Annotated in this window: 14 protein-coding genes; all 14 read right to left on the reverse strand. The window is 65.1% G+C overall.

Annotated elements, in window-relative coordinates:
- Positions 1 to 6: 6 nt before the first annotated feature.
- From HNO88_RS14485 to HNO88_RS14545, 14 genes are read right to left on the reverse strand one after another with little or no spacing between them, the layout of a single operon-like run.
- Positions 7 to 549, reverse strand: coding sequence for a hypothetical protein (locus HNO88_RS14485; protein WP_184246882.1), 543 nt, complete (start codon positions 547 to 549; stop codon positions 7 to 9).
- Positions 546 to 3,398: a hypothetical protein gene (locus HNO88_RS14490; protein ID WP_184246885.1), complete on the reverse strand. Its 2,853-nt coding sequence runs from the start codon at positions 3,396 to 3,398 to the stop codon at positions 546 to 548. The genes HNO88_RS14485 and HNO88_RS14490 overlap by 4 nt, the downstream gene beginning before the upstream one ends.
- Complete coding sequence (locus tag HNO88_RS14495) at positions 3,398 to 8,155, reverse strand: M23 family metallopeptidase (protein ID WP_221420033.1); 4,758 nt, start codon at positions 8,153 to 8,155, stop codon at positions 3,398 to 3,400. Before HNO88_RS14495 ends, HNO88_RS14490 begins: the two co-directional genes overlap by 1 nt.
- 1 nt (position 8,156) lies before the next feature.
- Entirely contained in the window at positions 8,157 to 8,876 is a 720-nt protein-coding gene (locus tag HNO88_RS14500; protein WP_184246888.1) for a hypothetical protein, read from the reverse strand.
- The gene (locus tag HNO88_RS22695) at positions 8,863 to 8,985 is read right to left on the reverse strand and encodes a hypothetical protein (protein WP_281384030.1); all 123 of its coding nucleotides are present in this window, start codon (positions 8,983 to 8,985) and stop codon (positions 8,863 to 8,865) included. Before HNO88_RS22695 ends, HNO88_RS14500 begins: the two co-directional genes overlap by 14 nt.
- 29 nt (positions 8,986 to 9,014) lie before the next feature.
- Complete coding sequence (locus HNO88_RS14505; protein WP_184246891.1) at positions 9,015 to 9,812, reverse strand: hypothetical protein; 798 nt, start codon at positions 9,810 to 9,812, stop codon at positions 9,015 to 9,017.
- A gap of 59 nt (positions 9,813 to 9,871) precedes the next feature.
- Positions 9,872 to 11,065 carry a hypothetical protein gene (locus tag HNO88_RS14510; RefSeq protein WP_184246894.1) on the reverse strand — a complete coding sequence of 398 codons (1,194 nt, stop codon included), beginning with the start codon at positions 11,063 to 11,065 and terminating at the stop codon, positions 9,872 to 9,874.
- Between the two features lie 24 nt (positions 11,066 to 11,089).
- Positions 11,090 to 11,449, reverse strand: coding sequence for a hypothetical protein (locus HNO88_RS14515; protein WP_184246898.1), 360 nt, complete (start codon positions 11,447 to 11,449; stop codon positions 11,090 to 11,092).
- Between the two features lie 19 nt (positions 11,450 to 11,468).
- Positions 11,469 to 11,951, reverse strand: a complete 483-nt coding sequence (locus HNO88_RS14520; RefSeq protein ID WP_184246901.1) for a hypothetical protein — start codon at positions 11,949 to 11,951, stop codon at positions 11,469 to 11,471.
- Positions 11,944 to 12,291, reverse strand: a complete 348-nt coding sequence (locus tag HNO88_RS14525) for a hypothetical protein (protein WP_184246904.1) — start codon at positions 12,289 to 12,291, stop codon at positions 11,944 to 11,946. Before HNO88_RS14525 ends, HNO88_RS14520 begins: the two co-directional genes overlap by 8 nt.
- A gap of 3 nt (positions 12,292 to 12,294) precedes the next feature.
- On the reverse strand, positions 12,295 to 13,032 hold the full coding sequence (locus tag HNO88_RS14530) for a hypothetical protein (protein WP_184246906.1): 738 nt from the start codon (positions 13,030 to 13,032) through the stop codon (positions 12,295 to 12,297).
- A gap of 13 nt (positions 13,033 to 13,045) precedes the next feature.
- Complete coding sequence (locus tag HNO88_RS14535; protein WP_184246909.1) at positions 13,046 to 14,077, reverse strand: major capsid protein; 1,032 nt, start codon at positions 14,075 to 14,077, stop codon at positions 13,046 to 13,048.
- A 30-nt stretch (positions 14,078 to 14,107) separates the two neighbouring features.
- Positions 14,108 to 14,506: a head decoration protein gene (locus HNO88_RS14540; RefSeq protein ID WP_184246912.1), complete on the reverse strand. Its 399-nt coding sequence runs from the start codon at positions 14,504 to 14,506 to the stop codon at positions 14,108 to 14,110.
- 1 nt (position 14,507) lies between these two features.
- A complete protein-coding gene (locus tag HNO88_RS14545) occupies positions 14,508 to 14,912 on the reverse strand; it encodes a hypothetical protein (protein ID WP_184246915.1) in 405 nt (134 codons plus the stop codon).
- Positions 14,913 to 14,988: the final 76 nt, after the last annotated feature.

The raw sequence follows: 14,988 nt of genomic DNA on the forward strand, positions 1-14,988 counted from the left end.
CTCGATTTAGGCAGAGGCGATTTCAGCCGACCCTGGTGCTACAACTTCCTGCCAGTCGATCTTTGTCGCGGCGGCTAGTTCCGCCAGGTTCGTCGCCGCGACCACGTCGACCTTGGCTTTCCGCCGTGCCGCCTCGATCGCCGCCCCAAGCGGGCGCCACTGATCGGCTTGTGCCGCCACCTCGGCGGCGAGATCGGCAAGGCTCACCCCAATGGCTGCGGCTTCTGCGCTCAGAAACACGGTGTTGCTGGTGTCGCCGGCCAGCACGCGACGCGCTTCTACTTCCTTCTCGAGGTATGTCGCCATCTGCCCTGGCGTGTTCGTGATGAACATCGAGCGCACCTTGTCGGCATCGGCATCGATCGAGGCGGCGTAAGAGGCCTTGATGATGTCGAGATCGAGAGGGCTGGTGTAGAAGGCAGCGAACGGGATGATCATCGCCGCCTTGCCCTCAGGTAGCGTCTGCACCATCGCGGCGCCTTCCGGCCCCTGCGCCCGGTGCCCCTCGGCACCCGTCTCAATATCGTAGACCACGTAGTATTCGGTCACCGCTTCAACTCCGTGATGACGATGGTGCAATCGACGTAGCCCGGCCCGTCAGGGCTGCTGCCGTCCTGTGAGGTCTCGAGCCTCACGGTCACCGGCCCATTCGAGCCGCCCCACAAGCGAGTGAGGCTGTAGGTGTTTGACTGGTTGTTCTTGCCAAGGCGGATGCCGGCATTCACCAGCACTCCACCGATGTAGAGATCGCCCAATGCCCTGATCGCTGAACCGGCCGGCACATCAACCACGCCCGAGACGGTGATTTGCAACGTGGATTCAGAGTTGCGCGGTTGGTGTGTGAGCTGGAATGCCGCACCGAGATTGCCTGCCTGCGTCATGGCGCTGGTAGCCGTCACCGCGTTCTGCTGTAGCTTGCCCGTGATGATCGAGCCCGAGACGATCAAATTGCCGCTGAGCGTCAGGTCGCCGATGATGTCGACGCCGGACATGAGATTGCCGTTGTTGTCAAAGGCGTAGACCGTCAGCTGAGCGCGACCATTGCCTGCGACCGCTTCCTTTGACCACCGAGCGCCTGAGGTGCGGTCGTCGGCTCGGGCGGCAACTTGCTCGACGGTCAAAAGACGCGCGCTCTGGCCGCTTACGTCCACCTGGAGAAGCGAACGAATTTGCGCTGCTGCTTCACCAGCGCTGACAGCAACGGTGCGAACCTCTTCGATCAGCGCGGCCGCTGCTGACAAACCGGCCCCGCCGCCCCGCGGTGAATATGGTAGTGGCTCGTTCGGTTCATCGATCGAGGTCGCCAGCATGGGACGCAGTGCGAACAGCCAAGACAGGTAATTGCCTGAGTTCGAGAGGAACGATCCCTTTGCAAGTACAACGCGGTAGAAGCGCGCGTTCGGCGGCCGCTTGGCTTTACACCATACCCGCTTGAAGCCATCGAGGTTTCCCCATCCCGTGAACGGGTGGTAGACCGTCTCGCTCGATGGACCTTCCGCCAGGAAGTTGGCGCCGCCATCGCCCCATTGAAGCCTGATGCTGTTCACGCATTCGCGTGCCGCGAGATAGGTAGAGGCCTGCGCCCAGTGATCGGCGTCGATGGCGATCCAGTCGCTGACGATGTCTGCCGATCGATCGCCGTTTTGCTCAAGGCAGAGCAAGCCAAAGTAGTGCTCGTTGGGCACGACGAACCCTGCATTATCCACGCCCCAAACGAACGACTGCGGCGTTGCAGTGATGAGACCCCAGCCCGCCTTACCGTTGGCAAGGTCGCTGTTGGTGAGTTGGTTTGTCGATGTGGAGACAGAGAGTGAGTCTACCTCCTGTCTAAGCTGCTCGGCATTGTCGATGATGTCTTGTACGTCGGCGTCGAGGTTATCGATCCCCTCGCGCACCGCTTGGATCCGCTGAAGAACAATGTCGGCGTCGACTCCGCCGACTGCGTTTGTGTCCTTCGACGTATTGTTGCCCGTGACGTCGGCTCCGGCCTCGCCCGGCTGCAGTTCGCCTACCGTTTGACCATCGGAGTACCGAATGTCGTCGGCGGTGGTGGAGGGGCGCATGTTCGCCCACCACTGGTCGCCACCGGTGCCTACCGGCGGAGCGTGGCCCTTGCTCGGCGTGGCGTTGATGTAGAGCCACTGCGAGCCGTCGGTCAGCGTGACGTAGTTGCCTTCGCGATACGTCTCGTCGGGGTTGTAGTTGCCCTTGTCAATCAGCGGCGCTTCGAAGGCGATCTCGTCCGCGCTCTGCTGCCGCCAGTTGCGCTGCGCCGCCATGACGGTCCGGTAGTAAGGCAAGCTGACGCTCTGCTCGACCACCGACTTGACCAGCGGCAGCGCCTTGCCTTGCGCGTGCAGGGTCAGAGTGGGCGCAGGCGCGAGGCTCGGCTTCAAGGCGGTGAGCACGCCCAAGTTGGAAACGAGCACTTGCCAGTTGCAGGGGAGCACCAGCTGGCGCACCGCATCGATCAGCGTCACCTGGTCGGTGAGCATCAAATCGCTGTTCGACGCGCCTTCGGCATCGAGCGCGTTGAACGCTGCCGCGGCGATCAGCCCGGCGTCGAGTCCAACTATGCTCGCGAGACGAAGGGCGAGGGCGCCAGCGCCGCGCGGTGCTACCCCGCCCACGGCATGGCCGCGAATGTCGCCGGTGATCACACCCGCTGCCGGCGCACCGAGGCGCACCAACCCTTGCGCCAGGCAGGTCACCCAGCGTCCGGGTGCGATGGCTGCCGCCACGAGCGTCGCGTAGCTTGCATAGTTGGCCACTGCCGGCGCGAACTGGCTGCCGCGCTCGAACAGGGCCTCAACCGCCTCGATCGGTCCATAGCCGCTGAACTGGTAGACGCTGTTGACCGCATCGATCAGCACCGGCTCGACATTGCGCGGGCGGCCTAGCGCCAGCGGCTTCAACCGGTTCTTGAGGTCGGCGCCACCCTCAGCGCCGCCCGTCCCCGCATAGGTGGCGGTCAGCACATTTGCCTTGAGCGGCTCGAGATCGACCGCCGCCCGCAGGCTCATCGCCGGGTATGCGTCGCCGGCATAGTCGGTCACCTTACCAACGAAGCGCACCGGCCACTGCGCATAGGGATCGCCGACACGGCCGACGCGCACTTCCACCGGACAGCCCATCCAGGCCGACGTGATCGCGACCGGGTACCGCTTGCGAGCTTGCGCAAGGTTGAAGGCGAGGGCCACCTGCGCAGGGTCGTTGCCCTGCTCGAAGTCGCCATTCCAGAACTGCACACCGATGCTGGGTGCCTTGGTGACGCAGGGCTCCCATTCGAGGCCGCCTAGGCCAGTCACACGGCTGTCGTTCACCGAGCAGATGCGCACGGTCTGCCGCGCCCCGCTGGCGGGATCCAGCGGGGAGAGGGTGACGAGGCAGCCGAGCATCAGTAGTAGGACGAGAACGAGAAGGCTGGGCCTGACGCCGAACCGCCGCCGATGGCAGCAGCGATCCGAGCGGGCAGATTCCCGATGTTGATGTTCATGGCGTCCAACTGCGAGGACAGCACATCGGTCTGACGGTCAACGCTGTCCTTCACCTTGCCGGCGCTATCGAACGGGCTTTCGCGGTTCTCGGCGATCGAGACGACGTTGGTCTCCGCGCCGATCCGGTCCTTGGTTAGCGCGGTCACCTCATTGAGGCGATCGAAGTAGCTCTGCTGGCTGCCGTAAAGATCGCGTTCGATGTCGAGCAGCGCGCGAGCCGCATCGGCGTACTCGTCGTAAGCCGACGTGTCACCGGCAGCGACCCGATCCTTGAGCGGGTTGTACTGCGACAGCGCGTTGGCGCGGCGATCGCGCAATGAAAGGCCGCTGTCGCCGACTGTCAACTCGTCGAGCAGGTCCGCTAGCGAGGACGTCAGTTCCTTCGCCTTGTCCTTTACGATCTCGTTGCGCTTGATGCCGTAGAGTTCTTCGAGTTGCGCCATCTCTTCGACCGACGCACCAGCCTGAGTGCCGAGGTCGAGCAGCTTCTTGAACTCGGTGTTGAGCTCGTCGATCGCCGCGCCGAGCGGGTCCTTGTAGCGGCGCAGTTCCTTGAACGCGTTCTCCCAGGTGAGCGCGTCTTGCAGTGCCTTGTCGAGGTCATCGCCCGCGCTGAGCAGCCGCTGCGTGCTCTGGCGGATGCCGGTGATGACGCCCTTATCGATGGCGTAGACCATGGCGGCACGCACCGCTTCTTCCTGGCTCTCGAATTCCTGGCGGCCCGCGCTGTTACCCGGCGTTGGGTCGAAGGTGTACTTGTCCTTCCGCATCCCCAGCGAGCCGAGGTTGAGCGTGTTGAGCAAGCCGCCGCCGAGTTGGTCGGCGATGTTGTCGAGCGCGGAGACGAGGCTGTCGGCCGCTTCGCCACCTGCTTTGATGCGGCTCGCGGAGTTGCCGTTGGTCGAGTAGCTGGCGTCGCCATCGGCGCCGATCATGATATTGTTGGCATAGCCCTTCTTGGTCTTCTTGAAGAGGCCGCCGAGCAGGCCGCCAGCGATCGAGCCGATGATCTCGCCGCCGGGGATCGGGATGAAGCTGCCGATGGCACCGCCAATTTGCGCGCCGGTCTGGCTCGTCTTGATGCCGAGCGATTTCATGATGCCCGACGCCATGGTGCCGGTCTGCGCACCGGCCATCGCTCCGCCGAGTGCAGCCGAAACGCCACCGCCGGCGCCGCCGAAAATACCGGTCTGGTCGACGATGCCCTTTAGTCCGCCGAGGATGCCACCCGTGTCGCCACCGGTCAGCTTGCCAGCGATCGCGCTCTGCACCACGCCGCCGATCATCTGACCAAAGCCAGTGCCGAATGCCTTCGACAGCGCATCGGTTAGCGGCGAGGTCATAGCGCCGGCGATCTTGTCGGCCATGTCCATGACAGATGGCTTCGCGAGCTTGGCTGTGACGACGATTTCGCCACTGTTGCCGCCAGCCAGTGAGAGCACGCCGGGTGGCAGCGTCCGCCCGTCCCAGCCGACGCTTTGATTGTTGATCATGCGCGAGAAAGCTTCGGCAAAGCTGGCGTTGTCAGCGACAGGGCCGAGTCCCGAATTGTCGTTTGCGGCCACGCCGCCGATCGCGCCGCGCAGCCCGGTCGTGAACTCGCCGAGCACGTTGGTGGCGACGCTCATCTCGTCGGCGAAGCGCTGGCTCTCCTTGCCCAGTGGCGAGCGCCCACGCAGCTCGTTCTCTAGATCGTCGAACACGTCGCCGAACAGCTGATCGAACAGCCTCGCGCCCTGCAGATCCTTGAGGCTCTGCGTGATCTCCTTAAAGGGATTGTTACCCCGCCCAGAGAGCATGCCGGTGATGCTGCGGCGCGCCGTGTCGACAACCTCAAGCTGCGCTTCCCAGAGCGCCTGCTGCCGTTGCAACTCACGCGAGCGTTCCCGTTCGTGCTCGACGATGCTGCGGACGTAATCGACCTGATCCTGGGTCAGGTTGCCGATGGTGTCGGTGAGGCGGTAAACCTCCTGCAGCGTGTCGGCTTTGTCCTGGTTGCCGGACGCAAGTGCCGCCTGCACAGCGAGGCGGCGCTCGCTCGACTTCGCCAGATCCTCGAACGGCCGAACAAGCGCATCCTGCACGACGCCCTTTGCCGTCTGTGCATCGGCGATCATCTTCTCGAAGCCGGGCGGCTGCCGCTGTTCGAGGTCGGCGACGATAGCGTCCAAATTGCGCGTTGCGGCAGCAGCCTGGTCAACAAGGCGTGGCTGCTCGTTGAAGCGCTCGTTCAGACGCTGGATCGATTCGGCGGAGCGAGCGCCGAAGTCGGCAAGCTCCTGCTGCTCCCGCGCGGCCTTCTCGGCTGCACGAGCGGCCTGCTCCTGCAAGCGCTGGGCCTTCTGCTGCGTGCCGATCGCGTCGGTCGGATAGCTGCCGAATGGGTCGACGGCCTTGCCGCCGCGGCGCACCTCATAATGCAGATGCGGACCGCTGCTCCGCCCCGTGTTGCCGGAGAGACCGACGTCCTGCCCGCGCTCGACGACGTCGCCTTTTTTCACGCCAATCTGGCTGAGGTGAGCAAGGCGCGAGATGGTGCCCGAGCCATGGTCGATGAAGATGACGTTGCCGTAGGCGCCCATGCGGCCGGCTTCGACGACGACACCGCCGGCGGGGGCGCGGACCTGAGTCCCGACGGGTACTGCGATGTCGACGCCGGCGTGCGTGTGACCCGGGCGTGCTTCTCCGACGCGACCCGTGATGCGACCGCCTTCAACGGGGCGGAGCAGAGTGGCGCGCTCAAGGCTGGTGGTGGCCTTGTTCGCCTCGCGTGCCGCTTCGATAGCGGCGTTGCGCACCTTCTGCAGCGAGGTCAGGCGGCGCTCGTACTCACCTTGCGAGATATACTCGGCATTGCTGGTTGCGCGCGCCAGCGGGTCGCCGTTGTTCTCCAGCTTGGCAGAGTTCTCCCGGAGGATCTGCAACTTGCCCAGTGCAATGTTGTAGTCGTCCGTGGCCTTGCGCGAGGCATCGATGCTCCCGGCGACGCGGCGCTCTGACGTCGCGAGGTCAGCGTTCACGAGGGATTGCCGGGCGTCCGCCAAAGCGGCGGTCTTGGTAGCGACTTCGCTTTGCAGACGGGAAATCTCGCGAAGGTTGTAGGCCGCTCCGACCAGGTCCAAACCGAAGGTGCCCACCTTGGCCTGCCGCTCACTGAGTGCCTTTCGGTCAGCGCTGAGACCCGCCTCAAGGCTTCCGACATTCGTCCGCGCGTTCGCCGCGCGCTGGTCCAGGAAGTCACCTTGCTCGCGGATCGCACTTCGTGTCTCGGCCGCCAACTGGCGCATCGCCTCGGCGGCGTCGGTGCCCTTGGTCTTGAGCACGTCCAGTGAGCGCGTGAAGTCGTAGGTCTTGCCGGCTGCCTTGTCCGCCTCGTCGCCAATCCCGAGTAGCTCGGTGATCAGCGTACCCGCAACGCCGACTGCCAAGCCGACTGCGATGCCCCATGGCCCCGACAGGAAGGTGGCAAACCGCCCAATGCGGTCGTGCGCCTTGTTCGCGCTGCCTTCCAAGCCACTGAGCCCAAAGGCGAGCTGAGGCAGCTGCTGCGCAAAGACGACACTCGCCTGCTGCCCGGAGTAGAGCGAGATAGCGATATCCTGCAGTTGCTGACCGCTCTGCAGCGTCGCCTGGCGCAGCGCACCCTGCGAGTTGATCACATTGCGGGTAGCCGTGGTGCCTTCGTCAAGAGTGTTCTTCAGACGGCTATGGATTGCCGCATAGCGCTCCGCGTCGATCGCGCCCTTTCGCAGGGCCTCATCAAGCAGCGCGACCTGCGACGTATAGCGCTGCTGTATCGCCACGAGGGGATCGATCTCGGCATGCAGCCGGTCGATCGCTTGCGCGAGCTTCAGGTTCTCCGCCGCGGCTTCCGCATCCTGGCGAGCCTGCGCGGCGACGGCAGCGGTGACTTCGCGGCTCTTGCCGGCGACGCGGCCAAGGACCTGCTCGAGCGTGACACCAGAGAGCGCGGCGCGGTCCATTGCGGCGTCGCCGTCGCGAATCTTCTGAACTGCGTCGCGCAGGTCGGCGCTCGGCTTGTAGCCTTGATTCTCGAACACGCTGGCCGACGCTGCCGCGCTCTTCGCCGGACGGTCATATCCGAAGCCCACCGCATAGAGGTTCTGACGTTCGCGAGCGGCTACCTCCTCGCGCGCAGCTCGGGCCTGTTCGGCGAACACCTCCCGCTGAGAAGCGGCGAGACGGCTGCTGCTGTTGGCGGCAGCGTCGAGCGCTGACTGTAGTCGCGTGTACGTCGCGACCTGGGCGTTCGCAACGTTGAGGGCGCGATCGGCCTCGGCACGCTGCTCGGTCAGGGCGCGCAAGTACTCGCGCGTGCGTACCGACGTGTCGCCGGTCTCCTTGGCGAGTCGCTGACCTGCTCGAGCCGTCTCGTCCAGCGCATCGCGGTAGAGGCGGATCTGCGCCTGCTGCTCGCGAAACTGGCCAACGCCGAGGTCGATCTTGCCAAATTGTGAGTTGATGCGACCCACCGCGCCGGTGACCACGCGCTCAGTCTCGGAGAACGCCTGATTGAAGCGCTTCTTCGTCTCCGATGCGGCGCGCTCGGCCTCGCTCTGGAACTTATCGAAGACGCCGTTCTCTTCGTAGCGCAGCGCGATATACGCGGGCAGCTGGGTGGGCGCGTTGCCGGCCATGTTAGCGCGCCTCCCTTTCAAGCTCGGTTGCGAAGATCTCGGGCAGAGCGGCCCGCACGTTGTTCAGGATGGCGGTCACGTTCACGCGTGCAGCGCGAGCGGTCCACGGGATGCCAACGAAGGCGACGACGAATTGCTTTTCAACCTGGCCGCGGCGAGCGAGACCCTTCTTGGTGAGCGACTTCGCGCCCCGCTTGCGTCCGGATAGGTCGACGCCGACGTTCTTGAGCACCAGCAGCGGATTGCCGTTGACGCTGGGCACGAGAACGAGCGGGCCGATCCGGCTCTCGAAGCCGCGTTCGCGCCACAGCGCGGGTGTCATACGCTGACCCTGACCCTGCCGGTTGCTCCCGGCGAGACGGCGGATGTTGTCGGTCGGGATCCAGAGCCAGCGCGAGCGTACCGGACGAATCGAGGCGCCTTCGGTGTACGCCTTGATCGCACCCAAGGTGCGCTCCGAGCGCGAGCGGATAAAGAACTGCGCCGAGACGGAGAAGCGATCGCCGGCAAAGCGGGTGACGCGCTCCTCGCCGCGGGCATCGATGGCGTTGCCAAGCCGCGCGAGCCCGGCTCCGCCGAACGCGCCACGAACATCGGCTTTACCCCGGCGCGCCGCGGCAGCGACGCTGCGCACGGCAGCGCGCTCGAAGGTCTGGATGGCGTAGCGCCGGTACTGATCGAAGTCGGCCCGGGTTGGGCCGCGCACGTCACTCCGGAACATGCTTCGGATCGAAGTCGTGCAGGCTCTTCGCGATCACGCCGAACGCGTCGATGAGCACGCAAGGCTGATCGAGGTAGGCGCCGCCGTCCGGCCACTTCATGCCGGCCATTCCCATGTCGCAGCTTCGGTACATCGAGATCAGACCGAACTCGCGTTCGCCGACGAGGCCTCGCGGGTTTTCTTCGAACGTGCCGACGCCCGCGACTTCCCACTTGTTGACGCCGCGCCAGTCTTCGAACTGAGCGGGGTCTTGTCGGATGGCGCAGGCGAGACGGAGTTTTTTTCCGCATCGCGATCCAGGAAGAGGCGCTTCAAGCACTCGATGCCGAGTTCGGACGAGGCGCGCACCGGAGCATCGGGCGCATGCTTGGCGCTGAGCTTGTCCAGCGCTTCGATGATCAGGACGGCGCAGTTGTAGTCGAGGTACCGGCCAGCCTTCTTGATCGGCGCGTCCAGGTTCTCGTAGCGCTCGATGACCACCGCGTTGATGGCGTGGCCCTGTGTGCGGCGATAGGCGTTGTTGTCGGCGTTCATCAGCCGATAGGGGCGCCAGTCGCGGGCAATCTGCTCCTGCACTTCGACGATCAGCTGCTCGCCTTCGTAGAACCACTCCTCGCGCTCATCCACCGGCAGCTTGGCGTTCTGCGCAGTGAACTGATCGTTGGCATCCCACCAAGCTTTCACCGCCGGCTCCCAGGTGGCGAAGTCCTCTGCTGAGAACAGGTCCTTCATGCCACGCAGGATCTCGGCGCGCATCGCCTCCTCCGAGTAGAGGGTGCATCCTTCCTCGTCGAGGATGCGGCGCATGCGCTCCTTCTCGCGCGGCGTGCCCCAGCGCAGGAAGAACGTCGGTGGGTGCGGGAGATCGGGCAGGTCGCGGAGCGAGGCGGGCACGAACGGCTCCGCCTCTCCCGCTTCGAGCGGGTAAGTGGACATAGGTGTGGACCTTATGTGTCGGGATTGGGAGAGCTTATGGGGTAAGCTCTGGGGGAGGCTTATCCCCAGTAGGGGAAATTCACGCAGACGTTCCGGTCGAACACATCGACGTACATGTCGCCGGTCTCGGTGATGTAGTCCTGCCCCAGCGAAGGCGACTGATAGCCGAAGCGGAAGTCGGGCACGACCACCTGGACGAGCTTGCCCGACTGATAACCCCACTGCGCGTAGGCGGCGTACTGCGCCTGACCTTCCGCCATCGCCAAGGTGTCGAACTGCGCCTTGAGGTAGGCCTGCCGATCCATGCTGACCGTGGTGGTGGTCTCTACCAGCTCGCCGCCGGCGGAACCGTCCGCATAGTTCGGATCGGGCGGGTAGGCGGTGCGCAGGCCGAAGTCGATCGAGAGGTTGGAACCACCCACCGCCTTGTTGGCGACGAACAGCTTGCCGTCCTTAAACAGCGGCGTAGCGCCCAGCGCTGGCACCGAGGGCGTGGCCTCGTCGTCGTAGTCGTCGATGGTGGCGGTGTAGCTCACCTCGAAGGTCGGCGTGGTGGCGCCATCGCGGGTCGACACCGGCATGACCCAGCGGAAGCCGGAGATGCGGAAGTCGACTAGGTCGTAGCGCAGGCCGTCGAGCCAGAGCTTGACCGACAAGAACGGCGCATCGCTCTCGCTGATCGATCGCTGGTAGCTCAGCTGCTTGGGGATCTGATAATTGCCGACGGGAGGCGCCGCTAGTAGCTCCATGAGGCCTGCTGACTTCGCAGCGGTGTAGTAACGAATAGCGGTAATTTGGTCGTACGGCTGCGCCGCGATCGATGGCAGCAGCAGTGCCATGCCCTTGTACAGGCTCGCGGCGCCGACCGCCCCGGCGCCGAGCGTTACGGTCGTGGTGGTGGCAGCACCGACGGCTTCCGGCGCGGCCGGAATGGCTGCCGACACGCGGCTCTCGGTGAACTTGGCGGCCTTGAGGATGCGGCCCGGGATGTAGGCGTCGGCCAGCGGCACGTCAGCGCCGCCCGGCGGGCGCATGTTGATGTTGAACGAACCCGAGATCGTCTTGCCGGCCAGGTCAGGGCCGTTCTTATGCACGGAGCCAGTGTACTCCGGATTCGCCACCGTCACGCCCTGGATGCTGAACTGCAGGTTTGAGATCGGATAGATGTCGGTGACGGGCGAGGGTGCTTCGAAGACGCCGGACTGCGCCTGCATCTTGACCGCCATCGTGGTCTTGTTGGTCTTGCGTGCCATGCGTTGGTCCTTCCAGGCTGGCGGTTACTGGCTGTCGCCGACGAGCGTGGCATCCGGCGCCTTGTCGGCCGGGATAGTCCCTTCGGCGATCACGTAGGCGTCGGGCCCGAGCAGGTCGGCAATGCGCTTGCCTTCGATTGCGGCGATGATGTCGTCGCGGGTGGCGTCGTCGGCGAACACGACTTCCTCGGCCTTGGCGATCTTGAGCAATTCGGCCTTCGACTTGCCGGAGAGGCTGGGGCCGCCCTGCAGATCCTCGCCTCGCCCAGCGGCAATGCCCTTGGCTGCGGCGAGCAACGGGTCGTCACCGGCGGCGAGGGCATCATGAAGCACATTGAACTCGACCGCTGCGCTGGGCAGCGGCGGCAGGCGGGTCTCGGTCATGTCGGAAATCCTCGGGCTGTCAGAAGGTCTGGTCGCGATCGTTGACGATCGTGAAGTGGTGGCCTCGCGGCGTGTAAAAGGTGACGGCGACCTGCAGCGAGGCACCGCCCACGCTGCGGCCGTTCTCCAGCGGCGGTGCGACGTTCAGCTCCTGCGTATCCTCAAGCCGTCCGCCAAGGGTGCGGTCGGAGTGGATCGCGGCCACGAGGTGCGCGATCGCGGCGCGGTTGGCGCGGCTGATCACGCCGACGCTGGCGCTGGTCTCAAGCCGTTCGAAGTTGATGAGCGCCTGATGTCGGGTCTGGCCCTGCTCCATGGCGGGCTCGAAGTCCCAGGCCTCGGCGAACACGACCCAGGCAGGCATCTCTTCCGGCGCAACGGCGTCCTCGGGTGAGCGGTCCGCGAAGAATGGCTCGTCGGCAAGCTGCTGGTGGCCCTGCGCAAGCACCACGAAAGCATCGATGATCTTGGCGAGGGCGTCCGGCGCGATCGGCTCAGGCATCGGTTGGTACGTCCTTCAGGTCGAACGCCCAATGAGAGCCCGACGCATCCGAGCCGACATTCACCGGCTTGAAGGTGCGAGCGGGCAGGGCGGGCAGCTGGATGCGCCAGAGGGCGCCCGGCTTGCTTGGCACGTCCGACTTGAGCAGCTCGACGCGCATGTCCTGGTCGACAGCTTCGACGCCCTCGATCGAGCGGAGCTTGTCGGCATAGTCGACATGCGCGGAGACAGCGGTGAACGCGGTCGCACCGGCAATGCGGTACTGAATGGTGTCGCCCAGGACGTCGACGCACGTGCGGTCAAGCAGCGCGTCGACGTCCTGAAGGCGGAGTAGGGGCATGGCTTACGCGGCCGGCGCTTCATCTTCGCCCGCACGCGCCGCTTCGATCGCCTCGATGATCGCGGCGTTGGTGGCGCCATCCTCGATCGTGACGCCTTCGGCCTCGGCGATGGCGAGCAGCTCGGCCTTGTTCTTGCCGGTGAGGGCGGGCGGGTCGTACGGCCTGCTGCCGCCGGCGGTGCCGTCACCATCGTGGTCGAAACCGCCGATCTGAGTGCCGGCCGAGAGTGGCGCGCCGCCTTGTTCGACCGTGCCTTGAATCGTGGTCGCCTGCCGCGCCTCGTCGAGTTGACGCTGGAGTTCGTCGCGCTCCTTCAACGCCGCATCGCGCTCGGCGACGAGCGTGTCGCACTCCTCGTCAAGTTCGGCTACCCGGTTGCGCAGCTCGACCAGTTCGCTGTCGTCCTCACTTCCAGACGGGGAGCTCGCACCGCCTGCGACCGCCGCTGCCTGGCTCTGCTGCGCAAGGTTGCGCTCCTGCTCACCGGTGAACTCGCCGATGGGCTGGCGGAAGGTCGTGTCGCCGGGACCGTTCTGCTCGCCACCGTCGGCATAGCCACCGATATGCGCGCCCGCGACCGCGTCGCTACCCGGATCCTCGATGACGCCCTCGTCGAGCAGCATCTGGATGTCCTTGGCCTCGACCTTGGCGTTGTCGTCGCCCACGAGCAGCACGTTCATGCCGTTGCCGTCGTGGAAGACCTTCTGCTGCCGAACTACGACAGATACGTCTCGTGCCATAATATCGCCCTCCTTAGAGCGTGACGGGCAGGACAAGGTCCGGCCGCGCGTTGACGAAGAGCGGGTAGGAGTAGATCTCCGGCTGCACCCACTGCTGCTTCTCGCTCTTGTCCTTCTCCAGGAACGGGTAGTAGCGGCGACCGGGCTGGTTCAGCAGCGGCATGGACTCGTTCATCGGGCCCATGACGTGCTGCCACATTCCGGGTACGCCGACTGGGAAGATGAGCGCGCTGTTGGAGGTGACGGCGATGGTGCTGCCATCGTCGGTGCCGCGGTAATGAACCCACGTGACGCCGGCATAGCTGAAGTCTTCCCACAACCGCTCGCCACGCAGCTCGGCAGCCGCGGCGTAGTTGAGGTAGGTCTTCTCGATCTCGGGATGGCCGGTAAGGGCGAACCAGAAGTCGTCGCCGACGATGGCCTTGACCCGGAAGCGCGCGTCGTTGCCTGCGCCCGAGGCCCGCGCGATCGGCATGACGACCTGCGTTCCGATGCGCTTGCGGATGTCGCCGATGGTGGCGTTCGGGTCCGTGAAGCCGAGGCTGAACGGCGTAGGCGCGACAAGCCCGAACTCGGAGTTGAAGTCGACCAGCGTGCTGCCGTCGGTGTCCAGGATGACGCCCTTGAGCGATCCCAGACGCATGCGCTCGAAAGTCGCCTCAGTGTCGGCGATTAGCTTGTCCTGCTTGCGCGCGACCTGAGCTGCGGCGGCCTGCGTTTCGGTCTCGTCGTCCAGCGGCGAGATGTTGGCAAGCTGGTGCGCGAACAGCTTGTCGCCTTTCGCGAGACGAGGGATGCGCAGCGGGCGCGCGTCGCGGTCTTCGGGCTGAGCCATTTCGATCGGCGCACCGCGCAGGGTGGTGCGGATCAGGTTCACATACCGCTTGCGGCTGTTGATGTAGACCGTGTCGGTGGTGGCACGAACCGCTTCGAAGCCGATGATGGCGTCGAGTTCGTTGGGGATGTACGGGCGGCGGTCGAGGCCGCGGATCATGGAGGCTTGCGTGAAAGCGTCGCCCCCGAACACTGCCATGGAAATGGCCATCGGTAAGTTCCTTTCGGGGAAGGTGCTGGCTTATTCGCCGGCGTGCTGGGGGAGGACGGCCAAGCCCTTGACGCGCAGCGCATTACGCGCGGCGATCTTGGCGGCGTTGGACATGCCGGCCTTGTAGGTCAGCATGTTGCCGTTGATGGTCGCCGGGCCGCGCACGCTGGCGACCGCCTTGACGTCAGCGCTGGTGGCATCAACGCGGTTGAACAGGATCACGGCATTGGCGGGCAGCTGCGAACCGTCGGAGAGGGCGGTGTCGTGGATGCCATACTTGCCCGACGCGGTGATCTTGGCGATCACGGTGCCGGGGAAGAGCACACCCTGGCCCGAAGCCACGACGATCTCCTCGTTGATGATGTTGAGGGCTGCGCTCTCGCCAAGGTAGCAGCCATCGCGGCGGTTCTCGAAGGTAACTGCGGGCATGTCAGCGTGCTCCCTTCAGGCCGTAGGCCTTGTCCCAGACTGCGTCGGCGGCGGCGCGCTTGTCGGGCTGAGGAGCCCCGCCGCCAGCGTCGATGTCGCTGTTCTTGTTCTGCTCGAGCGCGGCCTGCATCTCCTTGCGACCAGCTTCCTCAGCGGCGGCGCGCTGCTGCTCTTCGGTGAGAGCAGGCGCCTCAGGCACTCCGGCCTTGGGCATGTCGGCAAGCAACTCGGTGATGTCCTCCGCGGAGAGGTTCGGCTTGCCGAGCAGCTTGGCTGCGGCAGCTTCACGGCCCGCATAGTGCTCGGATGCGAAAACCTTGTTCATTCGCTCGGTGGCGGACTTGGAACCGGCTTCACGGCCCTCCGTCCGCGCCGCGTCGATGGCGGCCTTCGTTTCGTCGTCCATGGATTTCTCCTTCTTGTTGGACGTGGTTGTGGGAGGGTTGGTCCCGTCGTCTTCACCCGGACCATCCGGGGTCGGA

Source organism: Novosphingobium chloroacetimidivorans (genome assembly GCF_014204535.1).
In the GTDB taxonomy this organism is placed as follows: domain Bacteria; phylum Pseudomonadota; class Alphaproteobacteria; order Sphingomonadales; family Sphingomonadaceae; genus Novosphingobium; species Novosphingobium chloroacetimidivorans.

Coding starts and splice junctions, on each gene's coding strand:
- HNO88_RS14540 (WP_184246912.1), bottom strand. CDS start 14,506: ATGCCCGCAGTTACCTTCGAGAACCGCCGCGATGGCTGCTACCTTGGC.
- HNO88_RS14535 (WP_184246909.1), bottom strand. CDS start 14,077: ATGGCCATTTCCATGGCAGTGTTCGGGGGCGACGCTTTCACGCAAGCC.
- HNO88_RS14520 (WP_184246901.1), bottom strand. CDS start 11,951: ATGCCTGAGCCGATCGCGCCGGACGCCCTCGCCAAGATCATCGATGCT.
- HNO88_RS14500 (WP_184246888.1), bottom strand. CDS start 8,876: ATGTTCCGGAGTGACGTGCGCGGCCCAACCCGGGCCGACTTCGATCAG.
- HNO88_RS14495 (WP_221420033.1), bottom strand. CDS start 8,155: ATGGCCGGCAACGCGCCCACCCAGCTGCCCGCGTATATCGCGCTGCGC.
- HNO88_RS14530 (WP_184246906.1), bottom strand. CDS start 13,032: ATGGCACGAGACGTATCTGTCGTAGTTCGGCAGCAGAAGGTCTTCCAC.
- HNO88_RS14515 (WP_184246898.1), bottom strand. CDS start 11,449: ATGACCGAGACCCGCCTGCCGCCGCTGCCCAGCGCAGCGGTCGAGTTC.
- HNO88_RS14490 (WP_184246885.1), bottom strand. CDS start 3,398: ATGCTCGGCTGCCTCGTCACCCTCTCCCCGCTGGATCCCGCCAGCGGG.
- HNO88_RS14525 (WP_184246904.1), bottom strand. CDS start 12,291: ATGCCCCTACTCCGCCTTCAGGACGTCGACGCGCTGCTTGACCGCACG.
- HNO88_RS14505 (WP_184246891.1), bottom strand. CDS start 9,812: ATGTCCACTTACCCGCTCGAAGCGGGAGAGGCGGAGCCGTTCGTGCCC.
- HNO88_RS22695 (WP_281384030.1), bottom strand. CDS start 8,985: ATGGCCGGCATGAAGTGGCCGGACGGCGGCGCCTACCTCGATCAGCCT.
- HNO88_RS14510 (WP_184246894.1), bottom strand. CDS start 11,065: ATGGCACGCAAGACCAACAAGACCACGATGGCGGTCAAGATGCAGGCG.
- HNO88_RS14545 (WP_184246915.1), bottom strand. CDS start 14,912: ATGGACGACGAAACGAAGGCCGCCATCGACGCGGCGCGGACGGAGGGC.